We start from the raw sequence: 22,681 nt of genomic DNA on the forward strand, positions 1-22,681 counted from the left end.
CCTCCCTTTCTCCCCCTGCAAAATAAAAGAAAGAAAAACCAATATTCAAAAAACTGCTAATGGATATCTCTTAATGAAGGTGAACATTTAACTCTGTAAAAGCCGTGTATAAATTTCGAATATGGGTATGGTAATAAATGGACTTAATCTGATTAAAAATACAGGAGGGGTTATTTATGGCTGACAAGCCGCAAAGCCTGCCGAAGTACCCGGAATCTTATTGGAGAGATCACATTTCCATCCCGTCTTTTCCGAAACTAGAAGAAGATATAGAGACAGAAGTAGCGATTGTAGGAGGAGGAATAACCGGCATAACAGCTGCTTATCTTCTATCCAAGGCAGGAGTTCCAACAGTGCTTATAGAATCTGGGGAACTGCTGAACGGCACCACAGGCCATACAACAGCCAAAGTGACTGCACAGCATGGATTGATTTATGATCGCCTGATAAAAGAGCATGGCCGGGAAAGCGCAAAGTTATATTATGAAGCAAACCATGAAGCAATGAACTTTATTAAAAATCTATCAGAAGAATTACATATTGATTGTGACTTAACCATTGAGGATGCTTACGTATACGCACAAACAAAGGAATATGCAGACAGTATCATTGATGAATTAAAAGCATATAAATCTCTGGACATTCCCGGAGAATTTGTCGAATCGCTTCCTTTCTCCCTTCCCTGCATGGGTGCAGTTGTGATGAAAAACCAGGCTCAATTTCATCCGGTAAAATACCTTGCCGGATTGATTCCATCCATCGAGCAGTCGGGGGGAAGAATTTTTGAGCATACAGCAGCCATGAAGGTGGAGGATGGCGACAATCCCGTCATTATAACCGATAACAAGAAAAAAATACGCTGCAGTTATCTGATTACAGCATCACACTTCCCTTTTAATGATGAAATGGGTCTGTACTTTGCCAGAATGCATGCGGAAAGATCATACGTGCTTGGTGTAAAAATTGATGAGGAATATCCTGGAGGGATGTATGTTAGTGCAGACAGCCCTTCACGTTCACTGCGTTACACTATGGTGGATGGAGAACAGCTGATTTTAGCCGGCGGGGAAAGTCATAAAACAGGACAGGGCATATCAACACACCAGCATTACGAAGAACTGGAGAAGTTCAGCAGAAACCACTTGGGCGTAAAGGAAATTCCATATCGATGGTCGGCGCAGGACCTAATCACTCCAGACCATCTCCCCTATATTGGCCCGATAACCGTAAACCACCATAATATATTGGTAGCTACAGGCTATGCCAAGTGGGGGATGACCAATGGAACTGCAGCTGCAAGGATTCTTACTGATCATATTTTAAAAAGAGAAAATCCATATGCAGACTTATTTCATCCCAGCCGTGTTAAAGGGGTTAAGAATCTCATCAAGGATAATGCAGATGTTGCGAAGCATTTAGTTCAGGGTAAATTTTCCATTGTACACAAAAATCCAGAAGACCTTGCCAATGACGAGGGAGCCATCGTCAAAGTTAATGGACAGAAGGCTGGCTGCTACCGTGATCCAGAAGGAAAGCTTCATATAGTCGACTCCACCTGTACGCACATGGGCTGTGAGGTGGAATGGAACAGCGGCGACAGATCATGGGACTGCCCTTGCCATGGATCCCGCTTCTCGATTTCAGGGGAAGTCCTTGAAGGTCCTGCTGTAGAACCACTGAATGTTATAGAAAACCAAAATCATCAGGACCAAGACTAATTGTCCTTTCCTTCTTTATCTGCACGGGTAGTGAAAATAACTCACAGCTGGCAGGCATTATCGATTATACTGTAGTTACTGCATACCTGCTCAGGAGGGATATTAAATGAGTGAATCAGAACAATCAGCACCTAAAAAGAAAATAAGCCTGCAAGAGGCAATTAAAAAGCAGCTGGAAAGCAAGAAAAATCAGGGAGAATCTGGAAAATCTTCTACCAACTCTCCACAAACAACAAAAAAAATGAAAAGCCAGCAAACAAAAAAAGCTAATAATCAGCGAAGAAGAACAGGTGTTTAAATGAATGGACAGAACCGCAAAGACATTATACCCGGAACCGCAGTGGATATTGTCTTAAAGGCAGATCAGCGAACCGGAAAACTTACCAGCGGCATTGTGAAAGATATATTGACAAATTCCCAATTTCACCCGCACGGAATTAAAGTACGACTCACGGATGGTCAAGTGGGAAGAGTACAGGAAATTAAAAAGCAGCCTTAAAGTAAAAAGCATTCAGAATGTCATCTGAATGCTTTTTACTTTATAATTTGTTCATCAAGTCCTGAAGTTCGCTGGCAGTAAGATTGCGCCAGCTGCCAGATTTAAGGTTATTCAAATGAATATTCATAATCCTGACCCGTTCAAGCTTGTCCACACGGTAGTCGAATGCCTGGCACATTCTCCTGATTTGGCGGTTCAGTCCCTGTGTCAGGATAATCTTAAATGTCCTGCTATTAATCCTGTATACCTCACAGGGCTTTGTAACTGTATCTAAAATTTCCACTCCGCTTGCCATTCCCTTTAAAAAAGAATCAGTGATAGGCTTATTAACAGTGACAATGTATTCCTTGTCATGGTTATTTTCAGCACGCAATATTTTATTAACAATATCCCCGTCATTTGTCAGCAAAATTAATCCCTGCGAATCTTTATCCAGTCTCCCGATTGGAAAAATCCGCTCTGGGTAGCCGATAAAGTCAATGATATTCCCAGGGACATGAAGCTCAGTCGTACTTGTGATTCCCACCGGTTTGTTCAAGGCAATGTATACCGGCTTTTTCTTTTCTCCAAGAGGCCTGCCGTCAACCCTGACATCATCATCAGGCCCAGCCTGGCTTCCGAGCTCTGCCAGCTTGCCATTAATGGTTATTCTTTTTGCCTCAACAAGCTTGTCTGCCTCTCTTCTGGAACAATAGCCCGTTTCACTAATAAATTTATTGATTCTCATCTATTCACATTCCTTATATCACTAAAATTACGTTTATTGTAACACATCCGGCACTTAAACTCGAAAAAGCGAATGCTGTTCCAGCTCAAGCCGTATACTTATATACCTCCATTAAAGGAAGTGGAAAATACATGCCCCAAAAAGAACATAAGCTGATTTCTGTCTCTGGAGAAGGTTCTGTGCCTGCCGTACCTGATCAGGCTGCCATAACACTTGGTGCGGTCACAGAGTCCAAGGATCCGGCATCCGCACAGAAAGAGAATAATAAGTCTATCACAGACATCCTTTCTGCTTTAGCGGCTAAGGGAATGAAGAAGGAAAACATGAAAACAATTGAGTATAGAGTGGATCCTCTTTATGATTATGCTGAAGGAAAAGCGGTGTCTGCCGGCTACAGGGTGACTCACATGATCAGGATCATAACTGATGATATTGAACAGGCAGGGGAGCTGGTGGATACAGCTGTCCAGCATGGGGCGAATGCGGTTGCCAGTGTCAGCTTTACCTTAAAGAACCCGGAAATGTATTATAACAAGGCATTCATCCTTGCATTACTGCAAACAAGGAGTAAGGCAGAAGCAGCAGCAAAAACATTAAGGGTCTCCCTCAACGAAAAGCCTGTGTATGTCCAGGAACTTTCCCAGTCACCTCAGCCATTTTCCTATCAAAGTGCTGTTTTTGCCAAGAGCCCCGGTGCTCCCATCCAGCAGGGAGAATTGCTTATTTCAGCATCAGCCAAAGCGGACTATACGTATCAATAAGGAACAAAAATGCAGTGTAATTGGCTCCATGCCACATACACTGCATCTTTTGATTAACGAGTTATAATCCCGCGGTTCACAAGCACTCCGTTCAGTCCTTGCCGGAAATCCCTTACTGCTTTTTTGCGCCACTTTTCATCAGTTGGGTAAAACATCTGCAGATACCTGTTCCTGATCATTTTTTCTGTTATCTTGCTCGATGATCCATGCTGATATAGACGATTTTCATCAATTGTATTTTTTAGAGATTGTATAGAGGCCGGCATATCATCCCCTAATGTTCCAAACTCGAATGTTGTGGAATACAGCGTTTTATCAGGTGCAATGGATTGTTTCAGTTTATTAAAGTATTCAGTGTTATCACCATTTGTCACATAATAATCCTCAGCATCTGGTGTTAATACCAATGGATAGTTAAAGGCTTTTTCTGCCTCTTTTTGATTCATCGTTTCATTGCTGGAGCTGAAAATGCTCATTTGGCTGCGGGGACCATATCCTGTGTGGAGGTCCACATGTACAATATTGCTATACGGTCCCTTAAGAATGCTTTTATACAGCTTTTTTAATAGCTTAGTAGCATCGGTATCGCTGTTTCCCCCAAAATAAACGCCATTAGGATTTGTATATTGCCCTGTCAGCAAAGCATCCTGAATTTTTCCTGTACCTGAAAAGACCGCTTCTTTACCAAGGCCAGCATAGTAACCAATTTCATGCAGTGTACTGTTGCCAAGCCCGCTGTTTTTTTCAAAAAATGCAGCCAGATCACTATAATCCTTATTTTTGTTAAGATTGAATGTTTTCCAGTTATATATAAAATTACGGTTAAGATCTACATTATTTTCATTATAGCGCCGGAAATTTTTCATTCCCCATGGATTTACCGAATGTACAATCACGATTCCCGTATTCTCAGGGTTAATCTTTGATAAAAATTCATGCTGAAATACATCGAGCATGGCAGATCCCTGATAGCCCTCGATTCCATGCACGCCTGCTGTCAGCACAATCAGATTCTTCCTCGTTCCATTTGCATCAGCCATCATATAATCCTGTGTTAAGCCCGTTTTTCCCACTTGGATTTTTTCGTGATGAACACTTTTCCAGGTTTTCTTCAGCATGGATTCATAGTTTAGAAAACGGTTCAGTGACTGATCGTAGGTATTGATATAATACGATAATTCTTTCCCTTTACCCTTCCTTTGGGGTTCATCTGCTTTAGACAGCTGAAGCAATACCGGTGGAATCACCCATTGTATAAGGATGATACTGAGCAATACAGTAATTAATAATACATATCCATTTTTCTTTTTCATGCGTCTCTCCTGCAAAATATATTTTTCCTTATACTACCTTAATTGCTATTAATGTGTATAATTTACTATATTTATCATAACAGCTATATTAAAATGGTAAATAGTTCAAAAATATAAGTCATACAGGAGCGTTAACATGGAAAATAAAACTGCTATTCGAAGTGAGGAAATGGTAAACAAGATCATCTTTCGTATATTCCTTGCTGCTGCCGTACTCATGGCGCTAAATGATGTTTTTCAAATTGTACTTTATGGCATGCCAAAGCTTAAGGTCATAAGTGTTCTTTATAATCTTCAGTTCATTTTGTTCCTTGTGCCGGCTATGTATTATAAATTAGGCAGGGACGCCAGGAAATTCAAGAGTTTATCACTCGTTTCCATGCTCATTTTTGCCTTTATCCTGCATACCGATTCCTGGGTCAATGTCCCATTTGTCTGGCTGATTCCCTTAGGCCTGGCCAGTCTATATGCCGATTATTCCCTTATTAAAAAGACATTATTTTTAACGGTTCCCCTTTTGGTTCTGTCTCAATTCACACATTACTATTTTGCAGACCGGATGGTTATCGAATCAAGCATACACCGTTCCATTTTGACTTCGGTCTACTATGGCATTCAATTTATATTGGTAGGGATTATTTTTCTGAACAGCACAAAACGGGCAAGAAAAACTCTTGAGAATAGCGAGCAGCTTACAGCGGATATCCAGGCTGTCCTGGAAGCCGTTAAGAGTTCCTCCGTTCAGCTTAATCAAAATGTTTCAAGCCTGAATCAAAACATATCAGATTCAACCGGCGCCCTTCAGCAAATAGACGGATTTGTCCAGGGAATCCATACGGAAAGCCAGGACTTCTCACATATCATTGAAGATACAGAGGAAAAGGTAAATGACATCATCGGCCGTTTAAGGGAAAACTCTGAAAAAGCAATTGAAATCAAAGGCTATACCAATCATGTTTCAAAAATGGCGGAAGAAAATAAAACAGCCCTAGAAAATACTGCGGCCCATATCGGGGAAGTTAAGCAGGCATCAACAAAGTCCAAATACGCGGTAACAGCTCTTGATAATAAAATAAGCGATATCACGGAGGCACTGAATTCCATCTCTGCAATTGCCAGACAGACGAACCTGCTGGCCTTGAACGCGGCCATAGAAGCTGCAAGAGCGGGTGAACAGGGTAAAGGCTTCGCAGTCGTTGCCGATGAAGTCCGCAAGCTTGCTGAGCAATCTTCACAGTCTTCTCAGTTCATTCAGCTGCTGCTGATGGAAATAATGGATGAAAAAGATAAAGTCATAGAATCACTCAATGAAACAGATTCTATAGTTGATTCCAATGTCACAGCCATTACGGCCTCTGTAGATGGATACGATGAATTAGTAGGCCTCCAGAAGGTGATGAATGCCCAATTGCAGGAAATGGCAGGTTCGATTAATCAGCTATCACAGAATGGCAGTGTTATTTCTCTATCAATGGGTGATTTCGGGAAAAGCATGCTAAAAACAACAGCAGCATCACGGAAATTGCTTCAGCCATCGAGCAGGTTTCAGCTACCTTCCAGGAAATAGCTGCAAATGTAGAAAATGTGCATGAAAAATCAAGCAATTTACATGAACTTCATAATCTTTAACTCAAAAAACCTGCATGGATGAATGCAGGTTTTTTTTGCTTCTCCTTCCTTCTCAAGTCTCCATCTTCCCTTTGGGCATATCAATTAATGGAAGTTAGTTAACTAGCGGATTACCAAGGAAAGATTAGGGGTATGGAAATAACTAAGCTGAAAATTTATGTAAAAAGGGGGCTAATTATACAGCATGAAAAGAAAAATGACATTTTTCCTTTCTTCCGTTCTCCTGCTGGGTCTTTTGGCAGGCTGTGCTGAGAAAGACCAGTTGCCCGATGGCGCCAAGCTCATCCATAAAGGCGAATTCATATTTGCAGCATCCGGCGAGTTTAAGCCGTTCAGTTATGTAAAGGATGATATGTCTTTAACCGGCTTCGACATTGAAGTGGGACGGGCCATTGCCAAGGAATTGCATCTAAAGCCAGTCGAAAAAAGGATTAAATTCAAGGGAATCGTAGAAGGAGTTAAAACAGGCCGGGCTGATGCGGCGGTAGCCAGCCACACCATTAATCCCCAGCGGAGCAAACATGTTTCATTTTCAACGCCCTATTACTACTCCGGACCTCAGATTTTTGTAAGGCCAGACAGCAAAATCAAGACGGTCCAAGACTTAAAAGGAAAAGAAGTGGCTGTAGCAAAGGGTTCTACATATGCTGATACAGCAAAAAGGTACACCAGCAACATAAAAATGTATGACAGTGACATCACTGCCTTGAAAGCATTAAGCGGAGGCAGGCATGATGCCGTAATCACGGATTTCGTAACAGGCAAAACCGCTGCCAAGGAAGGGTTCAAGATTACAGGCCGCCAATTGATTGAACGAAGCGAACAGGCTGTCGTCCTTCCGCAGGATAATCCCCAGCTTGTTAAAGATATAAACAAAGCGCTGGAGAACCTCCGCAAAGACGGTACTCTTGCCAGGATCTCAAAGAAATACTTTGGCGAGGATATCACAAAGAAACCTGAGTGACCCAAAAGTCCAGATAGAAAGGAAGTTGTCCATTTGCCTAGTTTTTCTCATTTTTTCGACACCTTATTTGGCTCGACCAATGTATTTGTCGATGCCATGCTCCTGACTTTGGAGCTGACAGTCGTATCTGTTTTAATCGGTATTGTGATCGGTCTGTTTTTTGCACTTCTTAAAATATCAAATATTAAAATTCTGGAGTATATCTCCAACGCCTATATTTATCTCATCAGGGGAACACCGTTAATCGTGCAGATCTTTATCTTATACTTCGGGATCAGCGGCATCTTCCTGCTTCCTGATTTCTGGGCAGCTGCACTGGCTCTTGCCCTGCATAACGGCGCATACATAGCGGAAATTTTCCGCGGAACGATACAATCCATTGATGAAGGACAAATGGAAGCCGGCCGATCCCTGGGAATGAGCAAGTCACTTACACTTCGCAGGATCATCCTCCCTCAGGCTCTGCGCAGGGCATTGCCACCGCTTGGCAACCAATTCATCATCGGCTTGAAGGATTCATCACTGGCCGCCTTCATTTCCATGAATGAATTGTTTAACGTTTCCACAACGCTCGGATCGAATAATTTTGACGAAATGACGTACTTGCTGATCGTTGCCGTTTATTATTTAATTCTGGTTGCGATATTAACGATTGCTGTAAACCTGATCGAAAAGAAACTGGCAGTCAGCGACCGATAGGAGGATGCTTACATGGAACAAAAAGTTATGATAAGAATTAAGAACCTGAACAAGTCCTTCGGTGACTTGCATGTTTTAAAAGATATAGATATGAAGGTCCTTGAAAGTGATGTAGTTTGCCTGATCGGCTCAAGCGGTTCCGGAAAAAGCACCCTGCTCCGCTGCCTGAATTATCTCGAAAAGAAGGACAGCGGCCAAATTATCATTGAGGGCAAGGAAATTAATCCGGGCAAGCAGGATATTAATAAGCTCAGAGAAAAAATCGGCATGGTATTCCAGCATTTTCAGCTGTTTCCGCATATGACCGTCCTTGAAAATGTAATTGAGGCTCCCATACATGTCAAAAAGGTATCTAAAGACACAGCCATTCAGGAAGCACAGGAGCTGTTAAAAAAGGTCGGTCTTGAAGATAAGGCGGATGTGTATCCAAGCAAGCTTTCAGGCGGACAGAAGCAGCGCGTTGCCATTGCCAGGGCTCTCGCCATGAAGCCTGACATTCTCCTATTCGATGAACCTACATCCGCGCTTGATCCGGAGCTGGTGGGCGAGGTTCTTGCCACAATGAAACACCTTGCCGATGAAGGAATGACAATGGTTGTCGTTACGCACGAAATGGGCTTTGCCCGGGAAGTAGCTGACTGGATTGTCTTTATGCATGAAGGCAAAATTGTAGAAAGCAATAGCGCCGCCCAATTCTTTGATAACCCAAAGGAAGAGCGCACAAAAGAGTTTCTTCAAACTACATCTCTTAAGTAAAAGTTAGGAGGCTGTCTGAAAAGGTCCTATTTACCGGACCTTTTGGGACAGCCTCTTTTTTGGGAAGAAAAGCTTTTAAACAGAAAATGGCAAGGCTGGCGGACTTTCAGTTCAGAACGTGGAAAAAAGTCTGTATTTATGGTATATATACAGGTAAAATTATATGATATAGATTTGCTCCCTTTACGAAATTTAAAAGGCGCATGCATATGCCCGGCGCTATCAGATCCTATTATCACGATATATATCCTTAAACACGAAAGAGGTCGAAACAGTTGGAACATAACTCTTCGAATTTTATCAGAAATATCATCCAAGAAGATTTAGAGACTGGAAAACACGAGAAAATTGTCACCCGTTTTCCTCCTGAACCAAACGGATATTTACATATTGGCCATGCTAAATCCATTATCCTGAACTTTGGCGTGGCGGATGAGTTCAACGGAAAAACAAACCTGCGTTTCGATGATACTAATCCTTTAAAAGAAGATATTGAATATGTGAATTCCATCAAAGAAGATGTAAAATGGCTTGGCTATGATTGGGACGGACTCTTTTTTGCTTCTGATTATTTTGGCGAAATGTATGACAGAGCCGTGCTTTTAATCAAAAAGGGCTTGGCTTATGTGGATGACTTGAGTGCAGATGAAATCCGTGAGTTCCGCGGAACACTGACTGAGCCTGGAAAGGACAGCCCCTACAGAAACCGCACAGCAGATGAAAACCTGGAACTATTTGAAAAAATGCGCGATGGCGTTTTTGCCAATGGAGAAAAGGTTCTGCGCGCAAAAATTGATATGTCTTCCCCTAATATCAACCTGCGCGACCCGGTTATTTACCGAATTTCACACACGGAGCACCATAACACAGGAAATAAGTGGTGCATTTATCCAATGTACGCCTTCGCACATCCGCTTGAAGATGCTATTGAGGGTGTGACCCATTCTCTTTGCACGCTCGAGTTTGAAGACCAGCGTCCGCTATACAACTGGATTATTGAACAATGCGAAATGGAAAACAAGCCTCAGCAGTATGAATTTGGCCGGCTGAATCTTTCCAACACCGTAATGAGCAAACGCAAGCTGAAACAGCTGGTTGAAGAAGGATATGTAGACGGCTGGGATGACCCGCGTATGCCGACTGTTTCCGGTCTTAGGCGCAGAGGATATACACCAGAAGCCATTCGTGCGTTCTGCCATGAAATCGGCGTATCCAAAGCATATGGAACAGTAGATTCACAGGTGCTGGACCACTTTGTAAGGGAAGACTTAAAGCTGAAAGCACCTCGTACAATGGGTATTCTTGATCCGTTAAAAGTAGTGATCACAAATTATCCTGAAGATGCAGTGGAAATGCTTGATGCAGAAATTAATCCCGAAAATCCTGAAATGGGCACACGCCAGATTCCATTTTCACGTGAAATATATGTAGAGCGCGATGATTTCATGGAGGATCCTCCAAAGAAATACTTCCGCCTGTTTCCGGGCAATGAAGTCCGCCTGAAGCACGCTTATTTCATTAAGTGCGAAGAAGTAATCAAAGACAATGAAGGCAATGTTATTGAGCTCCGCTGCACGTATGATCCTGAAACAAAGAGCGGTACAGGATTCACTGGACGGAAGGTAAAGGGAACTCTTCACTGGGTAGATGCCAAGCATGCCATTCCTGCTGAATTCCGGATTTATCAGCCTTTAATCTTAGATGATGAGACAGAGGAAGAAGAGGAAAAAACTTTCCTTGAACGAGTAAACCCTAATTCCCTGACTATCCTTAACGGGTTTGTAGAACCGAACATGAAGGAAGTAAAACCTCAGGACAAATTCCAGTTCTTCAGGCACGGATACTTTAACGCAGACCCGAAAAACACAACAAAAGACCATATCGTCTTTAACCAAATAGTAGAACTAAAAAGCTCATTTAAACTATAAAGCGAAAGCGCCTGGTCAGCCTCGACCAGCATAAGACGCGTAAGAATAGAAGGCGCCCTTTGCCTTCAATTCTTACGTGGCTTATGACCTCGAGAGGCTAGGCGCTGCAGCTGGATTAAATAAAGCGAAAGCGCCTGGTCAGCCTCGACCAGCATAAGACGCGTAAGAATAGAAGGCGCCCTTTGCCTTCAATTCTTACGTGGCTTATGACCTCGAGAGGCTAGGCGCTGCAGCTGGATTAAATAAAGCGAAAGCGCCTGGTCAGCCTCAACTAGCATAAGTCGCGTAAGAATAGAAGGCGCCTTTTGCCTTCAATTCTTATGTGGCTTATGACCTCGAGAGGCTAGGCGCTGCAGCTGGATTTTTAAAAAGCGAAAGCGCCTGTTGTCGTAGGAACAAAGACTAAGAGCGCCGCGTCCTGCGGCAGCGTCTTTGTGACCCCCATCCTGGGGGCCCTCGACCAGCATAAGACCAGTAAAAAGCCTGAATCCCCAGCTTGCCGGGATTCAGGCTTTTTTTCTGTCCTTATTATTTGATCCGGAACAGCAGCAGCAGATCTCCATAGCCCTGCTGTTCCATCTCTTCCCTTGGTATAAACCTTAAAGCGCTGGAATTGATACAGTAGCGCTGTCCGTCAGGTCCTGGGCCGTCCGGGAACACATGACCAAGGTGTGAGTCCCCTTCCCTGCTCCTAACCTCTGTCCGCGTCATCCGGTGGCTCAGGTCCACGGTTTCTTTTACACTTGAATACATAATGGGTTTTTTGAAGCTGGGCCAACCGCATCTGCTGTCATATTGGTCCCGGGAGCTGAACAGCGGTTCTCCCGAAACAATATCCACATATATGCCTTCGCTTTCATTGTCCCAATATTCGTTCTCAAAGGGGGGTTCTGTGCCGTTTTCCTGAGTGACATGAAACTGGAGTTCCGTAAGTTTTTCTTTTAAATCTGAAAGATCCCTGGGCCAATGCTCTTTTAAAAACGCCTCCCTCCCTGACCCCCTGCGATAGAGGGCATAGCGAAAAGCATTCTTTTTGTAAAAATCCTGGTGGTATTCTTCAGCATGATAAAAGACTCCTGCCGGTATGATTTTAGTCACAATCTCTTTTTTAAACCTGCCGCTTTCCTCAAGCAAACTTTTAGAGGCTTCAGCCTCCCTTTTTTGATTTTCATTACTATAAAAGATAGCTGTCGAATAGGAATGCCCTTGGTCAGAAAACTGGCCAGCTTCATTTGTAGGATCAATTTGCTTCCAATACACATCAAGAAGTTCTTTGTAGGTAATCTTATTGGGATCATATAGAATTTCCACTGCCTCCAGGTGTCCAGTCATTTCTGATGTTACCTGTTTATATGTCGGGTTTTCCGCAAAACCGCCTGTATATCCCGATATGACCCGGATAATCCCTTCTCTTTCATCAAAGGGCTCAACCATGCACCAAAAACAGCCGCCTGCAAATACGGCCCTTTCATGCTGAGCTGATATCATATGATTTCCCTCCTCTTACTCCTATATTTACGCGAACAGGCAAAAGACCCATTATTTTAACACTGCACACCGCATGCGTTTCACTATTATTATAAAGGGTATTTTTCTGCAAATTAAACCAGACAGTTCATCCGTATAAAAAGGCAAACGGGCGGGAATGAACATTCCTTGCCGTTTGCCGGGAAATCAGGAAGCATATTGTTTTCTGCGCTGCCAGCTGAATGTCAGATAGCAGAAATATACGATGGCACCAAGTGAGATGACATAATTTATTAGAGCCACTGTTTCCTCTGCTACTCCTGTCAGATTAAGTAATGATGGTATTGTCAAAGTTACCCACGATAACACGACAGCGACTTTTCCGATATACTCATCAATATCTTTGCCGCGTGACATAGAAAGGTAAAACAAGAACCAGAGATATGCCCACATAATCCATGTCAGTGCGCTTGATAAATCTCCAAAATGAATGACGGAAACAGCAGCATATACAATGGCTGCAATGCTTACCCACAGAGAATAATAGCCAAGTCCGCTGCCGTTCAAGTCCTTTATCGTAGTAACACCAACATAAAGATACGTTAACCCGAATAAAAAGATGCTGGCGTTATTGTAAAGCTCCCAGTTGCTTTGATCCGAAACAACCGCCAAGTAAAACGGAGAAACAGTTTGAATCGCTCCTACGAATAAGTTGAAATATGCAACGCTTTTTCCATCTGCTTTTCCAAGCAGCATAAGTCCATTTAAAAATAAAACTGCGCCTGATAAAAATAATCCTATTGTACCCATATGTTACTGTGAAAAGCTGCCTTTTCACCATTCCTCCTTATTATTCCATAATTATATTGTTAAAAAAAGAAAAGGCAGTTCTCCTTCTTTTTTGAAGGAGAATTGCCGTGTTTAATTATTTGATTATAAGACTTACAATGATTGATGATAAGACACTTACAAGTGTAGCGCCATATAGAAGCTTTAATCCAAAACGAGCTACTACATTACCTTGTTTTTCGTTCAGCCCTTTTACAGCTCCCGCAATGATTCCGATGGAAGAGAAGTTGGCAAAAGAAACAAGGAAGACAGATATGATTCCTACAGTTCTTGAACTCAATTGTGAAGCAGTTTTGCTTAGGTCAAGCATAGCCACGAATTCATTGGTAACCATCTTTGTAGCCATGATTCCGCCGGCTTTAACTGCTTCTCCTGCCGGTATCCCCATAAGGATGGCAAATGGAGAGAAGATATACCCTAAGATTGCTGGAAGCTGATACCGAAAATCATATCAAACAGACTGTTAATCGCAGCCATTAATGCTACGAAACCAATTAGCATGGCAGCAACAATGATTGCAACCTTAAAGCCGTCAAGAATATATTCTCCGAGCATTTCAAAGAAGGACTGTTTTTCTTCTTCTTGAACAATAAGAATATCCTCTTCATCAGCAATCGTGTAAGGGTTAATGATAGAAGAGATAATAAATCCTCCGAACAGGTTGATTACAATGGCCGTTACCACATATTTAGGTTCAATCATTGTCATATAGGCGCCAACGATGGACATAGATACTGTGGACATGGCAGAAGCACATAGCGTGTATAGACGCTGAGATGTTAATTGGCCGAGCTGTTTTTTTACAGTGATGAAAACTTCTGATTGGCCGACCATAGCAGAAGCAACCGCATTGTAAGATTCAAGCTTGCCCATTCCGTTTACTTTGCTCAGTAAAAACCCGATCCATTTCATGATGAAAGGCAGAATCTTAAAGTACTGGAAGATTCCGATCAGTACAGAAATGAAAACAATTGGAAGCAGCACATTCAAGAAAAAGGGCCCTTCCCCTTTATTGGCAATTCCGCCGAACACGAAGGAAATTCCTTCTCCTGCATATTCGAGGAGCTTTGAGAAAACATTCGCAAAGGCTTTTATAATAATGTAACCGAATTTAGTATTCAATAAGAGAAAGGCAAGAACAATCTGTATGATGACCATCGTTATGATAGGCTTGATTTTCACTTTTTTACGGTCGCTGCTTGCAAGGAATGCAAGTCCAAAGACCACAATCAGGCCGGCAATCGCAATAAGATATTTCATGATGTACCTCCGCTGGATGATTTAAATTTCTGTATGTGCATGCCACAAGCATGCTTACGTATATCTTGTTTATTCTTTGTACTAACTTCCTGAATTATAACTGATTACTGATTCAAATCTGATGCAGCGAAATACCCTGGAAGCAATTGCTTAATCGTTGTTTCAGTGACATCGCCTTTAAGATTGGTCAGGTATATTTTTGTGTTTTCATCAGAGAATTCTGCTATTACCTGTCTACAGGCTCCGCATGGAGAAACCGGGCCTTCTGTATCCCCCGCCACTGCTATGGCCTGGATACCTTTTGCGCCTTCTGATACTGCTTTGAAAATAGCTGTCCGCTCTGCACAATTTGTCAGGCCATATGAAGCATTTTCAATGTTGCACCCTTGATAAACACGGCCATCGGCAGTCAGCAGGGCTGCTCCCACCTGAAATTTGGAATACGGTGTATAAGCCTGCTTTCTTGCTTCTATTGCTTCTTGTATTAATGTTTTTTTATCCATATAAAACACTCCATTTCTTCAAATATGGAACGAACTTTCCCCAAAAATCTTCTATTTTTCTATCTATTTCAGGAAACGCTTTCATCACGCTCAAAAAAAGAGACCCTCTTGGAAATTCATACAAAGAGGTACGTACTTCTAACACTTTTATACTACAACAGGACTTGAACAAATGTAAACAGGAAATTGAACAAATGTAAAAATTATTTTTCTGGTATATAAAAAATGGCTTTTTTCGTAAATTTGCTGATATGGAACATGGTGGCTGATTTCCGCTCCAGGATGCTCGCTTTCCGCGGGGCGGGCGGCTGCGCCTGCGGCTCACCTGTTCCGCTAATCCCGCAGGAGTCTCGCACCTTGCGCTCCAATCAACCTGACTTAACAATGGGATCGCCTCACAGAACTTATTAAAAAACAACAATTTTTAAGAAAAGAGGTTAAGAAAAGAGCCAAAAAATAAACCAGGTTCAAAAAAAAAACGATCCCACTATAGGATCAGTTTTTTCATCTCCGCTATCCAAGCAGAGCCTGTGCAGTATATTGGTCAGTTATTAAAATGTTGGCGTACTCTCCGTTTAAGGCGCCTTTGATTCCAGCAATCCGGGCAGAACCTCCGGCTACAAGAATCGACTGATCCTTATCTTTCAGGCAATCCAGTTCAATGCCTAATGTCCGCTGATTGATTCCTTCATTGCAAACCTTCCCGCTTCTATCATAAAACCGGGAGCAGATATCGCCTGCCGCATGCTCATAGAGATGCCTTTTTTCATCCTCAGTAAAATAGCCCATCTGAAATAGCAGTGATTCTGCTTCAACTGAACCGACCGTGAAAACAGCAATGTTTGCCTTCTTGCCTGTATCCAGCACCCTGCGTATATGGCGGTCTGCCTCCATGGCTTGCTTGACAGCCATATGGTCGACAATAGCAGGAAGATGTAGCTGGATAGGCACTGAGTTGTAAGCCTTGCCAAAAAGGAATAATATTTCAGATGCATATGTGTTTTTTTCGGAGTGGCTGACGCCTCCCTTTAGCTGTACCACCTTAACATTTCTCACTGCTTTGGGCTTTAATTCAGAAGCGATATGGTAAAGTGTTGTTCCCCACGTAACTCCGACAATATCGCCATCCGCAACAACTTCATGCAAATAGGCCGCTGCTCTTTCACCAAGCCTTCGTTTTATCAGTTCTTCATCATTGAAGGGCACCGGAACAATGATGGCATCTTTAAGCTTATATCTATGCTGAAGCTTTTTTGCCAGGTCAGCCGAATTTTCTGCCGGATCCATGATGGTGATTTGGACGATCCCCTTGGTTTTTGCCTGCTGCAAAAAGCGGGATACTGTAGGCCGCGACACCCCAAGCTTTCTGGCAATGTCGTTTTGATTATAATCATGCAAATAATAGAGCTTAGCCGCCTCGATAATTTTTTTGATTTTTTCATCATCCATAAAGCACACCCGCTCACCTAATTGAATTAACATTATTCTACCAAAAATAATGGAAAGTGGTACTTCTTTTTTTCAAATGCACTCCAATCAACAATGTACTTTAACCAAAGCCTACTTCTAAATAGGACCTTCTTCGCAGCGAACTTTAAAAGAGAGAGAACCATGGCCATTTGCCCATTTTGATTCAGCAGGAATGAGCTTTACTCTTCTTTGGTTATATTACACTGAATATTTAGTATGTTATCTTTAAAATATGATATAAATAAAGAGCGGGTATTTTGAAAACGCCAGATTGATGGGGAATCTGTCAAGCGCATAAAAAGCCATGTTTAGTCCCTCTCAATGTTACATTCTTAAAAATGTCAGGAGGATGTTTATGCCAGTTCAGAATTATGGTGTACTGAAGGGAATTGTTTTAGAAGGCCGTCCTGAACGGAATGCCGATACTCCCCATTACCAAATCCATATGATTGGCGAGGAAGGCATGCATTACAGAATTGCAGTGAATGTGATGTCAAGCTCACAGCAGTCCGAGGTGCTGTATATGGCAGATGAAAATTTTAACGGTACTTCCTTGCGTGCCCTTCTTGCAATGAAGCCGGGATATACAAGAATTGACAGGGAAAGCAGCATTCCCGGGCTGGATTATGTACGAGGCAGACTATTTGACCCTTCCTTAATGAAAGCATTGCCCTTTGATGCGGCAGGACCAGATGATGATTTGAATGACAGGCTTGATGCTTATATTCAAAAAGCAAAAGCAGAGAAGGCTCCCGTATATATCTACGGATCCAGATTCGGGCCTGAAAATACCACTGATAAAGTGTTCGGGTTCCGCCCAGAAAATGGCATGCATAATGTTCATATGAACCAGGGAAATGAAGATAAACCAGGAAACGAAAAGGACTGGGCCAGGGACAATGGGATTTATCATGACGGAGGCATCCTCATTCAATTTGATTCACATTGGACGGCCGTGTTTTTAGCCTTTCTTTCACAGTCCTGGTGTACAGATGAACGGGGCTACCCTGATGGAACCTGTACCCATGACCAATTGTTAAAAAATGCGGGAGCGCCTTGACCTCCAGTCTGAATAAAGTATATAAAGAAAATCCCCAGCTTCCTTTCACGGCGGAAAGGAAGCTGGGGATTTTAAATGTAGATTTTCAGGACTTAAGAATTCGAACTCATTTTACGCTGAAAATCTGAGATAGCTTTATATTCTTCCTTCAATAAACGGGACATTCTAATGAAAATCGGAACAAGTTCCTCATAAATTTCCACATTTTCAGGAACTGGCTTATGATAATGGTCTGCTCCCACCATATCGGAAACAGCATCCAGCGAGTCAATCTCCCCTAAAGAATATAAGCCGAGAATGACTGCACCCAGGCAAGAGCTTTCAATGCTTTCCGGGACAAATACTTCATGGTTGAAAATATCAGCCATCATCTGCCTCCATAGCTCCGATTTAGCAAAACCGCCTGTAGCCTGGATTTTAACTGGTTCACCGATTAATTCCTTCAGTGCAAGCAGTACAGAATACAGGTTGAAGATTACACCTTCCAATACAGCCCGAATAAGGTGTTCTTTCTTATGGTGGAGCCCAAGACCAAAGAATGAGCCTCGTGCATTAGCATCCCACAATGGCGCCCTTTCTCCAGCGAGGTATGGATGGAACAGCAATCCTTCAGAACCCGGGCTTACTTTGGCCGCAATGGATGTCAGTACTTCATATGCATCCATTCCAAGGCGTTTCGCCGTTTCAACCTCTGCTGAACCGATTTGTTCTTTTACCCAGCGGAAAATCATGCCTCCATTGTTGACCGGCCCGCCGATGACCCAATGGTTTTCCGTTAATGCATAACAGAAAATCCTGCCTTTTGGATCCGTTATCGGACGGTCAACCACTGTGCGGATTGCACCGCTTGTACCGATTGTAACTGCCACTACACCCGGTTTAATTGCATTCACTCCAAGGTTTGACAGAACGCCGTCATTGGCGCCAACGACAAATGGCACACTCTGCGGCAAATTCATTTCAGCTGAATAGCCAGCATCAAGGCCAGTCAAGCTGTAAGTAGTCGGCACAAGCTGTGACAGCTGATCACTGGTAATGCCCGCCACATTTAATGCGCCTTCGTCCCATTGCATGGCTTTCAGGTTCAGCAAACCCGTTGCAGAAGCTATAGAATGGTCTACAACATACTGTCCAAACAGCTTAAAGAAGACATATTCTTTGATAGAAATAAATTTATATGTCATTGAAAATAGGCTGCTTTGTTCATTCTGCAGCCAGACGAGTTTTGAAAGCGGCGACATTGGGTGTATTGGCGTCCCTGTCCTGAGATAAATTTCGTGTCCGCCCATTTCACTCAGAATCTTCTCTGACCATTCTGCACTCCGGTTATCTGCCCAGGTAATGCACCTTGTCAGCGGCTTTCCATCTTTGTTCACAGCAATAAGGCTGTGCATGGCCGCACTGAAAGATACACACAGAATATCCTCTGGATGCACATTACTTTTCTTTACGGCTTCTTTTACTGTGGAAATTACGGCCTGGAAAATTTCTTCCGGATCTTGTTCAGCCGTCTCTGGAGTAGGGGAATACAACGGATACTCTTGGCTATGGCTGGAAATGATTCTTCCGTTTTTTGCAAATACCACAGATTTTGTACTCGTTGTCCCTATGTCTACACCGATTAGATATTTTTCGCTCATTATGCTGCCTCCTTGCATCTAACTTTTTTAAATCATCATGCATGTCCAAATAAAAGAAGACATTAGGTGCCTTCCTGGCCCAATCTTAAAAGTATATATCTCCCAAGAATAAACTAAGGTTCTATTATATGAGAATAAATTGAATGCAACGGCATCATGTGCTGTTCATTGCATAATTCCGCTTCATCCGTCACACTGAAAAAAAGAATGCGCTTAAATTTAAGTCTCTCCCGTTATTGCATGCAGAAAATCACAGCACTTCAAAAAAATCCCGAAAGAAGCAGCAATCCCCTTATAATCTTAAGAATCCCTTAGGCGCACATATATATCTCCCTAACATTTTATCATATGAAAAAATTTTTTTCATACTTGTACAGTTACTGAAAAATATTTCCGGCGATATTTGTGCTATAATTTTTTTAATAACGCTTACATTTTTTTATAGCAGAAAACCTTTTTACCGAAAGATAGGGAAATCATCACTCAATAACGCAGAAGGGAAATTTCACATGAATACAAATTGTTTGAGTAAAATACGTTCCTATTATCCGAGATTCAGCGATAAAGAAAAAATAATAGCTGATTATATTCTTGAAAACTCCGGTAAAATTATTCATTGCTCCATAAATGAAGTGGCTGAAGACCTAAAAGTTGCAGAAGCAACCGTATTTCGTTTTTGTAAGCGGATCGGCTACAAGGGATACCAGGCCATGAAGATTGCTCTTGCTTCTGAATCTATGACAGCCATTCAGCCAGCCAGTGAATTAATGAATGATGAAAACATTACCGAAAAGATTTTCAAGTCCAATATACGTTCTTTGGCAAATACGCTGCAAATAAATGAATGCGCTTCCGTAGAAAAAGCAGCTGAATGTATACTTTTTGCAAAACGAATTTCTTTTTATGGAGCTGCCGGTTCATCTGCTATTGCAATGGATGCATTCCAGAAGTTTATCTCTGCTGGATTTCATGCGTACTCTTTTATGGATACCCATTTTCAGTCAATGTTTGCTTCCCAGCTTGACAGTCAGGATACGGCTGTTATAATTTCTCATTCCGGTTCTGATAAGGAGAGCCTGAAGATACTAGATGCGGCGCTTGAAAAAGGAGCAAAAACAATTGTCATTACTGGCTTTCCCAACTCCCCGCTGGCTCGGAGGGCGCATGTTTCACTCTGCACAAGCTCGGAGGAAACCGAATACAGACCAGAAGACCTGGCATCCCTCATCACACAGTTAAGCTTAATCGATGCCCTATATGTAAATGTTATGGTGAAAAGAAGAGAAATTTCGAGATTGCCGGCCAGCAGAGAAAAAGCAACATCCAGAGCTTGAAAATAAAAAAAGCTGCTTCAGCGGCTTTTTTTATCATTGGCTTTTTTGGTTTTTTGGAAAAATCACTTCTATCTTTGTTCCTTTACGTAATTCGCTTTTCACTTTAATCGTCCCTTGATGTGCATCAATTATCCACTTGGCAATTGACAGGCCAAGCCCTAACCCTGATTCTTCACGGGCTGTCCTCGATTTATCCACCTGATAAAAGCGGTTGAAAATATTCGGAATATCTTCTTCAGGTATTCCAATTCCGTCATCTTCTACGGACAGGAAGATTGAATGTGAATTTTTATGGCAGGATAAACGGATTTCCTTGCCTTCTTCTGTATATTTCATGGCATTGTCCACAAGAATTACAAGAAGCTGATGGATCCGTTCTTTATCACCCAAAAAGGTCAGTGGTTCTTTAGAGTCATGAGTGATTGTTTTACCTTGAAAAGCGGCAATATCTGAATATTGATTAACAATTTCCGTGAGCAGGTCATTTAAGAAGAAACGCATTTTAATCACCTGGAGCTGGTTTGAGTCTGAACGTGCCAAGGTAAGCAGGCTTTTCACTAATTTATTCAGCCGCCTTGTTTCCTTGGAAATCATGGAAATGTCAACTGCTTTTTCTTCTATGGTGCTGTTCGGAGACTGAAATAGTAAATCTGTCCGCGACTGAATGACAGACAGAGGCGTGCGAAGCTCATGTGATGCATCTGAAACAAATTGCTGCTGGTTATCCCAGGCTCTCTTAATGGGAATTAAAGCGCGGCCTGCAAGGAAATATCCTGCAGCAATTGCCAGAACTCCGCCTAATCCCCCGCCAATCACCATAATGAGCAGCAGCCGGTGAAGAAGGGCAGCTTCAGCATCGACATTGCGGATAAATTGCACAGTTACTTTCCCGTATTCGGTATCCACCTGGTTTGCAAGAGTGCGGAATGTAGAGTCCCTCACCTTGATCGTTTGTATTTTCCTTAAAACCTTAGGATATAATGTTTTTTCATTTTCTCTGAACGGGTCATTTTCCTCCCCAAGTCCTGTATCGAGAATTTTTTTATCCGGACCCCAGATTATGACGCTCGGCCCTCTTCCCAATTGGACTTCCCCATGCGGCCTTTCTCCCCTGAATGAAGGACTGCTTTGCATTTTATCTAACGAGCGGTTCACTTCCCTGTAAATCTGCGTTTCTGTATAGTAATAAATGGCCCTTCCAAGCGCACCGATTAAAATGATAAAGACAATGGAATTTAAAATAGTCAGCCTTAATCTGGTTTTTTGGAACATCATATTCTCCTCAGATCTGTTTTAGCATATAACCGATGCCTCTGACCGTTTGAATATCCTTATGATATTGAGACGGCTCTAATTTCTTTCTTAAATGGTGAATGAATACTTCAACAATGGCAATGGTTGTATCTGAATCGAATCCCCAAATCCGGTCAAAAATCTGTTCACGGGTAAGGATTTTGCCTGCATTTTGAATCATATATTCTAATAGCTCATATTGTTTAATGGTCAATTTAACAGGCTGTCCGTCCACTAGCATTTCATGCTCCTTTCCCGTTAGCTGTATTCCCCTGTAATTCACTCCGGAATCAATGGACAAAATTCCGCTTCTTCTCAGCAGCGCGCGGATCCTGGCTTTTAATTCAGGTGCCTGGAATGGCTTTACTAAATAATCATCACCGCCTATATCAAGCCCCTTGACACGATCCTCTAAAGAATCCTTTGCCGTCAGGAACAGCACTCCTGTATCATTTTTCTCTTTGCGCAGCTGCCGGACAATTTCAAAACCATCCATACCCGGCAGCATCACATCCAGGACAATGCTGTCATAGATATTCTGCTGTGCCAAAAACAATCCGTCTTCGCCATTATCTGCTGTATCTACTTCAAATTCATCCGATAGTATCTCCTTGATTGACTGAAGCAAGGAGATACTATCTTCGACTACTAATATTTTCATCTCTATCCCCCTTTTTTATTATACAGTCCCATAACTTCCGCTCTTCGGCACTGCGTGTTTGTGGAGAGGAAATCAAGGCTTTAACAAAGCCCATTATAAAGTGAAACGCTCCTCCGCGGAATATTTTCTTCTACTATACCTAAATCTTGT

Annotated in this window: 20 protein-coding genes and 1 pseudogene; 11 read left to right on the plus strand and 10 right to left on the minus strand. The window is 42.3% G+C overall.

What is annotated here, in order from left to right; genetic code table 11:
* Window positions 1-176 precede the first annotated feature (176 nt).
* The 3 genes from ACN6MY_RS01285 (at window position 177) to ACN6MY_RS01295 (ending at window position 2,217) form a co-directional block, all read left to right on the plus strand.
* Entirely contained in the window at window positions 177-1,718 is a 1,542-nt protein-coding gene (locus ACN6MY_RS01285; protein WP_419882476.1) for an FAD-dependent oxidoreductase, read from the plus strand.
* Between the two features lie 106 nt (window positions 1,719-1,824).
* Window positions 1,825-2,016: a hypothetical protein gene (locus tag ACN6MY_RS01290; RefSeq protein WP_419882477.1), complete on the plus strand. Its 192-nt coding sequence runs from the start codon at window positions 1,825-1,827 to the stop codon at window positions 2,014-2,016.
* Window positions 2,017-2,217 (plus strand): YwbE family protein, encoded by a 201-nt coding sequence (locus tag ACN6MY_RS01295; protein ID WP_090988530.1) that lies wholly within the window; start codon window positions 2,017-2,019, stop codon window positions 2,215-2,217. It begins immediately after the preceding gene.
* A 40-nt stretch (window positions 2,218-2,257) separates the two neighbouring features.
* On the opposite strand, the gene rluF is transcribed toward ACN6MY_RS01295, so the two are convergent.
* Window positions 2,258-2,944: a 23S rRNA pseudouridine(2604) synthase RluF gene (rluF, locus tag ACN6MY_RS01300; RefSeq protein WP_419882478.1), complete on the minus strand. Its 687-nt coding sequence runs from the start codon at window positions 2,942-2,944 to the stop codon at window positions 2,258-2,260.
* A 131-nt stretch (window positions 2,945-3,075) separates the two neighbouring features.
* On the opposite strand from rluF, the gene ACN6MY_RS01305 reads away from it, so the two are divergent.
* Entirely contained in the window at window positions 3,076-3,705 is a 630-nt protein-coding gene (locus ACN6MY_RS01305; protein WP_419882479.1) for an SIMPL domain-containing protein, read from the plus strand.
* 53 nt (window positions 3,706-3,758) lie between these two features.
* On the opposite strand, the gene ACN6MY_RS01310 is transcribed toward ACN6MY_RS01305, so the two are convergent.
* A complete protein-coding gene (locus ACN6MY_RS01310) occupies window positions 3,759-5,018 on the minus strand; it encodes a M14 family metallopeptidase (protein ID WP_419882480.1) in 1,260 nt (419 codons plus the stop codon).
* 136 nt (window positions 5,019-5,154) lie between these two features.
* Between ACN6MY_RS01310 and ACN6MY_RS01315 the strand changes: the two genes are divergently transcribed.
* The 5 genes from ACN6MY_RS01315 to ACN6MY_RS01335 all read left to right on the plus strand — a co-directional run bounded on the left by ACN6MY_RS01315 (window position 5,155) and on the right by ACN6MY_RS01335 (window position 10,994).
* A complete protein-coding gene (locus ACN6MY_RS01315; protein WP_419882481.1) occupies window positions 5,155-6,585 on the plus strand; it encodes a methyl-accepting chemotaxis protein in 1,431 nt (476 codons plus the stop codon).
* A 246-nt stretch (window positions 6,586-6,831) separates the two neighbouring features.
* Entirely contained in the window at window positions 6,832-7,611 is a 780-nt protein-coding gene (locus ACN6MY_RS01320; protein WP_419882482.1) for a transporter substrate-binding domain-containing protein, read from the plus strand.
* Between the two features lie 33 nt (window positions 7,612-7,644).
* Window positions 7,645-8,310, plus strand: coding sequence for an amino acid ABC transporter permease (locus ACN6MY_RS01325; RefSeq protein WP_419882483.1), 666 nt, complete (start codon window positions 7,645-7,647; stop codon window positions 8,308-8,310).
* A gap of 12 nt (window positions 8,311-8,322) precedes the next feature.
* Entirely contained in the window at window positions 8,323-9,066 is a 744-nt protein-coding gene (locus tag ACN6MY_RS01330) for an amino acid ABC transporter ATP-binding protein (protein ID WP_419882484.1), read from the plus strand.
* 275 nt (window positions 9,067-9,341) lie between these two features.
* The gene (locus tag ACN6MY_RS01335; RefSeq protein ID WP_419882485.1) at window positions 9,342-10,994 is read left to right on the plus strand and encodes a glutamine--tRNA ligase/YqeY domain fusion protein; all 1,653 of its coding nucleotides are present in this window, start codon (window positions 9,342-9,344) and stop codon (window positions 10,992-10,994) included.
* A 528-nt stretch (window positions 10,995-11,522) separates the two neighbouring features.
* Here ACN6MY_RS01335 and msrB read toward each other — a convergent pair.
* The 5 genes and pseudogenes from msrB to ACN6MY_RS01360 all read right to left on the minus strand — a co-directional run bounded on the left by msrB (window position 11,523) and on the right by ACN6MY_RS01360 (window position 16,522).
* A complete protein-coding gene (gene msrB / locus ACN6MY_RS01340; protein WP_419882486.1) occupies window positions 11,523-12,482 on the minus strand; it encodes a peptide-methionine (R)-S-oxide reductase MsrB in 960 nt (319 codons plus the stop codon).
* A 186-nt stretch (window positions 12,483-12,668) separates the two neighbouring features.
* Entirely contained in the window at window positions 12,669-13,271 is a 603-nt protein-coding gene (locus tag ACN6MY_RS01345; RefSeq protein WP_419882487.1) for an AmiS/UreI family transporter, read from the minus strand.
* Between the two features lie 115 nt (window positions 13,272-13,386).
* Window positions 13,387-14,570: pseudogene (locus ACN6MY_RS01350) on the minus strand (NupC/NupG family nucleoside CNT transporter).
* Window positions 14,571-14,674: 104 nt separating this feature from the next.
* Window positions 14,675-15,073, minus strand: coding sequence for a cytidine deaminase (locus ACN6MY_RS01355; protein ID WP_419882488.1), 399 nt, complete (start codon window positions 15,071-15,073; stop codon window positions 14,675-14,677).
* A gap of 513 nt (window positions 15,074-15,586) precedes the next feature.
* The gene (locus tag ACN6MY_RS01360; RefSeq protein WP_419882489.1) at window positions 15,587-16,522 is read right to left on the minus strand and encodes a sugar-binding transcriptional regulator; all 936 of its coding nucleotides are present in this window, start codon (window positions 16,520-16,522) and stop codon (window positions 15,587-15,589) included.
* Between the two features lie 376 nt (window positions 16,523-16,898).
* Here ACN6MY_RS01360 and ACN6MY_RS01365 point away from each other — a divergent pair, with 376 nt between their 5' ends.
* Window positions 16,899-17,603, plus strand: a complete 705-nt coding sequence (locus tag ACN6MY_RS01365) for a DUF2278 family protein (RefSeq protein ID WP_419882490.1) — start codon at window positions 16,899-16,901, stop codon at window positions 17,601-17,603.
* A 92-nt stretch (window positions 17,604-17,695) separates the two neighbouring features.
* On the opposite strand, the gene gntK is transcribed toward ACN6MY_RS01365, so the two are convergent.
* Window positions 17,696-19,246, minus strand: a complete 1,551-nt coding sequence (gntK, locus tag ACN6MY_RS01370) for a gluconokinase (protein ID WP_419884040.1) — start codon at window positions 19,244-19,246, stop codon at window positions 17,696-17,698.
* A 506-nt stretch (window positions 19,247-19,752) separates the two neighbouring features.
* On the opposite strand from gntK, the gene ACN6MY_RS01375 reads away from it, so the two are divergent.
* A complete protein-coding gene (locus ACN6MY_RS01375; RefSeq protein WP_419882491.1) occupies window positions 19,753-20,577 on the plus strand; it encodes a MurR/RpiR family transcriptional regulator in 825 nt (274 codons plus the stop codon).
* A 33-nt stretch (window positions 20,578-20,610) separates the two neighbouring features.
* Here the strand turns inward: ACN6MY_RS01375 and ACN6MY_RS01380 are convergent, their stop codons facing one another.
* A complete protein-coding gene (locus ACN6MY_RS01380) occupies window positions 20,611-21,849 on the minus strand; it encodes a sensor histidine kinase (RefSeq protein WP_419884041.1) in 1,239 nt (412 codons plus the stop codon).
* 10 nt (window positions 21,850-21,859) lie between these two features.
* Entirely contained in the window at window positions 21,860-22,531 is a 672-nt protein-coding gene (locus ACN6MY_RS01385; RefSeq protein ID WP_419882492.1) for a response regulator transcription factor, read from the minus strand.
* Window positions 22,532-22,681: the final 150 nt, after the last annotated feature.

This window comes from Peribacillus sp. B-H-3, assembly GCF_048572925.1.
Taxonomy (GTDB): Bacteria; Bacillota; Bacilli; order Bacillales; family DSM-1321; genus Peribacillus.

Bases quoted from the DNA above. Each gene is read 5' to 3' on its own strand.
- rluF (WP_419882478.1), bottom strand. From the start codon at position 2,944: ATGAGAATCAATAAATTTATTAGTGAAACGGGCTATTGTTCCAGAAGA.
- ACN6MY_RS01375 (WP_419882491.1), top strand. From the start codon at position 19,753: ATGAATACAAATTGTTTGAGTAAAATACGTTCCTATTATCCGAGATTC.
- ACN6MY_RS01365 (WP_419882490.1), top strand. From the start codon at position 16,899: ATGCCAGTTCAGAATTATGGTGTACTGAAGGGAATTGTTTTAGAAGGC.
- ACN6MY_RS01305 (WP_419882479.1), top strand. From the start codon at position 3,076: ATGCCCCAAAAAGAACATAAGCTGATTTCTGTCTCTGGAGAAGGTTCT.
- ACN6MY_RS01320 (WP_419882482.1), top strand. From the start codon at position 6,832: ATGAAAAGAAAAATGACATTTTTCCTTTCTTCCGTTCTCCTGCTGGGT.
- ACN6MY_RS01355 (WP_419882488.1), bottom strand. From the start codon at position 15,073: ATGGATAAAAAAACATTAATACAAGAAGCAATAGAAGCAAGAAAGCAG.
- ACN6MY_RS01295 (WP_090988530.1), top strand. From the start codon at position 2,017: ATGAATGGACAGAACCGCAAAGACATTATACCCGGAACCGCAGTGGAT.
- ACN6MY_RS01310 (WP_419882480.1), bottom strand. From the start codon at position 5,018: ATGAAAAAGAAAAATGGATATGTATTATTAATTACTGTATTGCTCAGT.
- ACN6MY_RS01360 (WP_419882489.1), bottom strand. From the start codon at position 16,522: ATGGATGATGAAAAAATCAAAAAAATTATCGAGGCGGCTAAGCTCTAT.
- ACN6MY_RS01380 (WP_419884041.1), bottom strand. From the start codon at position 21,849: ATGTTCCAAAAAACCAGATTAAGGCTGACTATTTTAAATTCCATTGTC.
- ACN6MY_RS01345 (WP_419882487.1), bottom strand. From the start codon at position 13,271: ATGGGTACAATAGGATTATTTTTATCAGGCGCAGTTTTATTTTTAAAT.
- ACN6MY_RS01290 (WP_419882477.1), top strand. From the start codon at position 1,825: ATGAGTGAATCAGAACAATCAGCACCTAAAAAGAAAATAAGCCTGCAA.
- ACN6MY_RS01315 (WP_419882481.1), top strand. From the start codon at position 5,155: ATGGAAAATAAAACTGCTATTCGAAGTGAGGAAATGGTAAACAAGATC.
- ACN6MY_RS01330 (WP_419882484.1), top strand. From the start codon at position 8,323: ATGGAACAAAAAGTTATGATAAGAATTAAGAACCTGAACAAGTCCTTC.
- ACN6MY_RS01285 (WP_419882476.1), top strand. From the start codon at position 177: ATGGCTGACAAGCCGCAAAGCCTGCCGAAGTACCCGGAATCTTATTGG.
- msrB (WP_419882486.1), bottom strand. From the start codon at position 12,482: ATGATATCAGCTCAGCATGAAAGGGCCGTATTTGCAGGCGGCTGTTTT.
- ACN6MY_RS01385 (WP_419882492.1), bottom strand. From the start codon at position 22,531: ATGAAAATATTAGTAGTCGAAGATAGTATCTCCTTGCTTCAGTCAATC.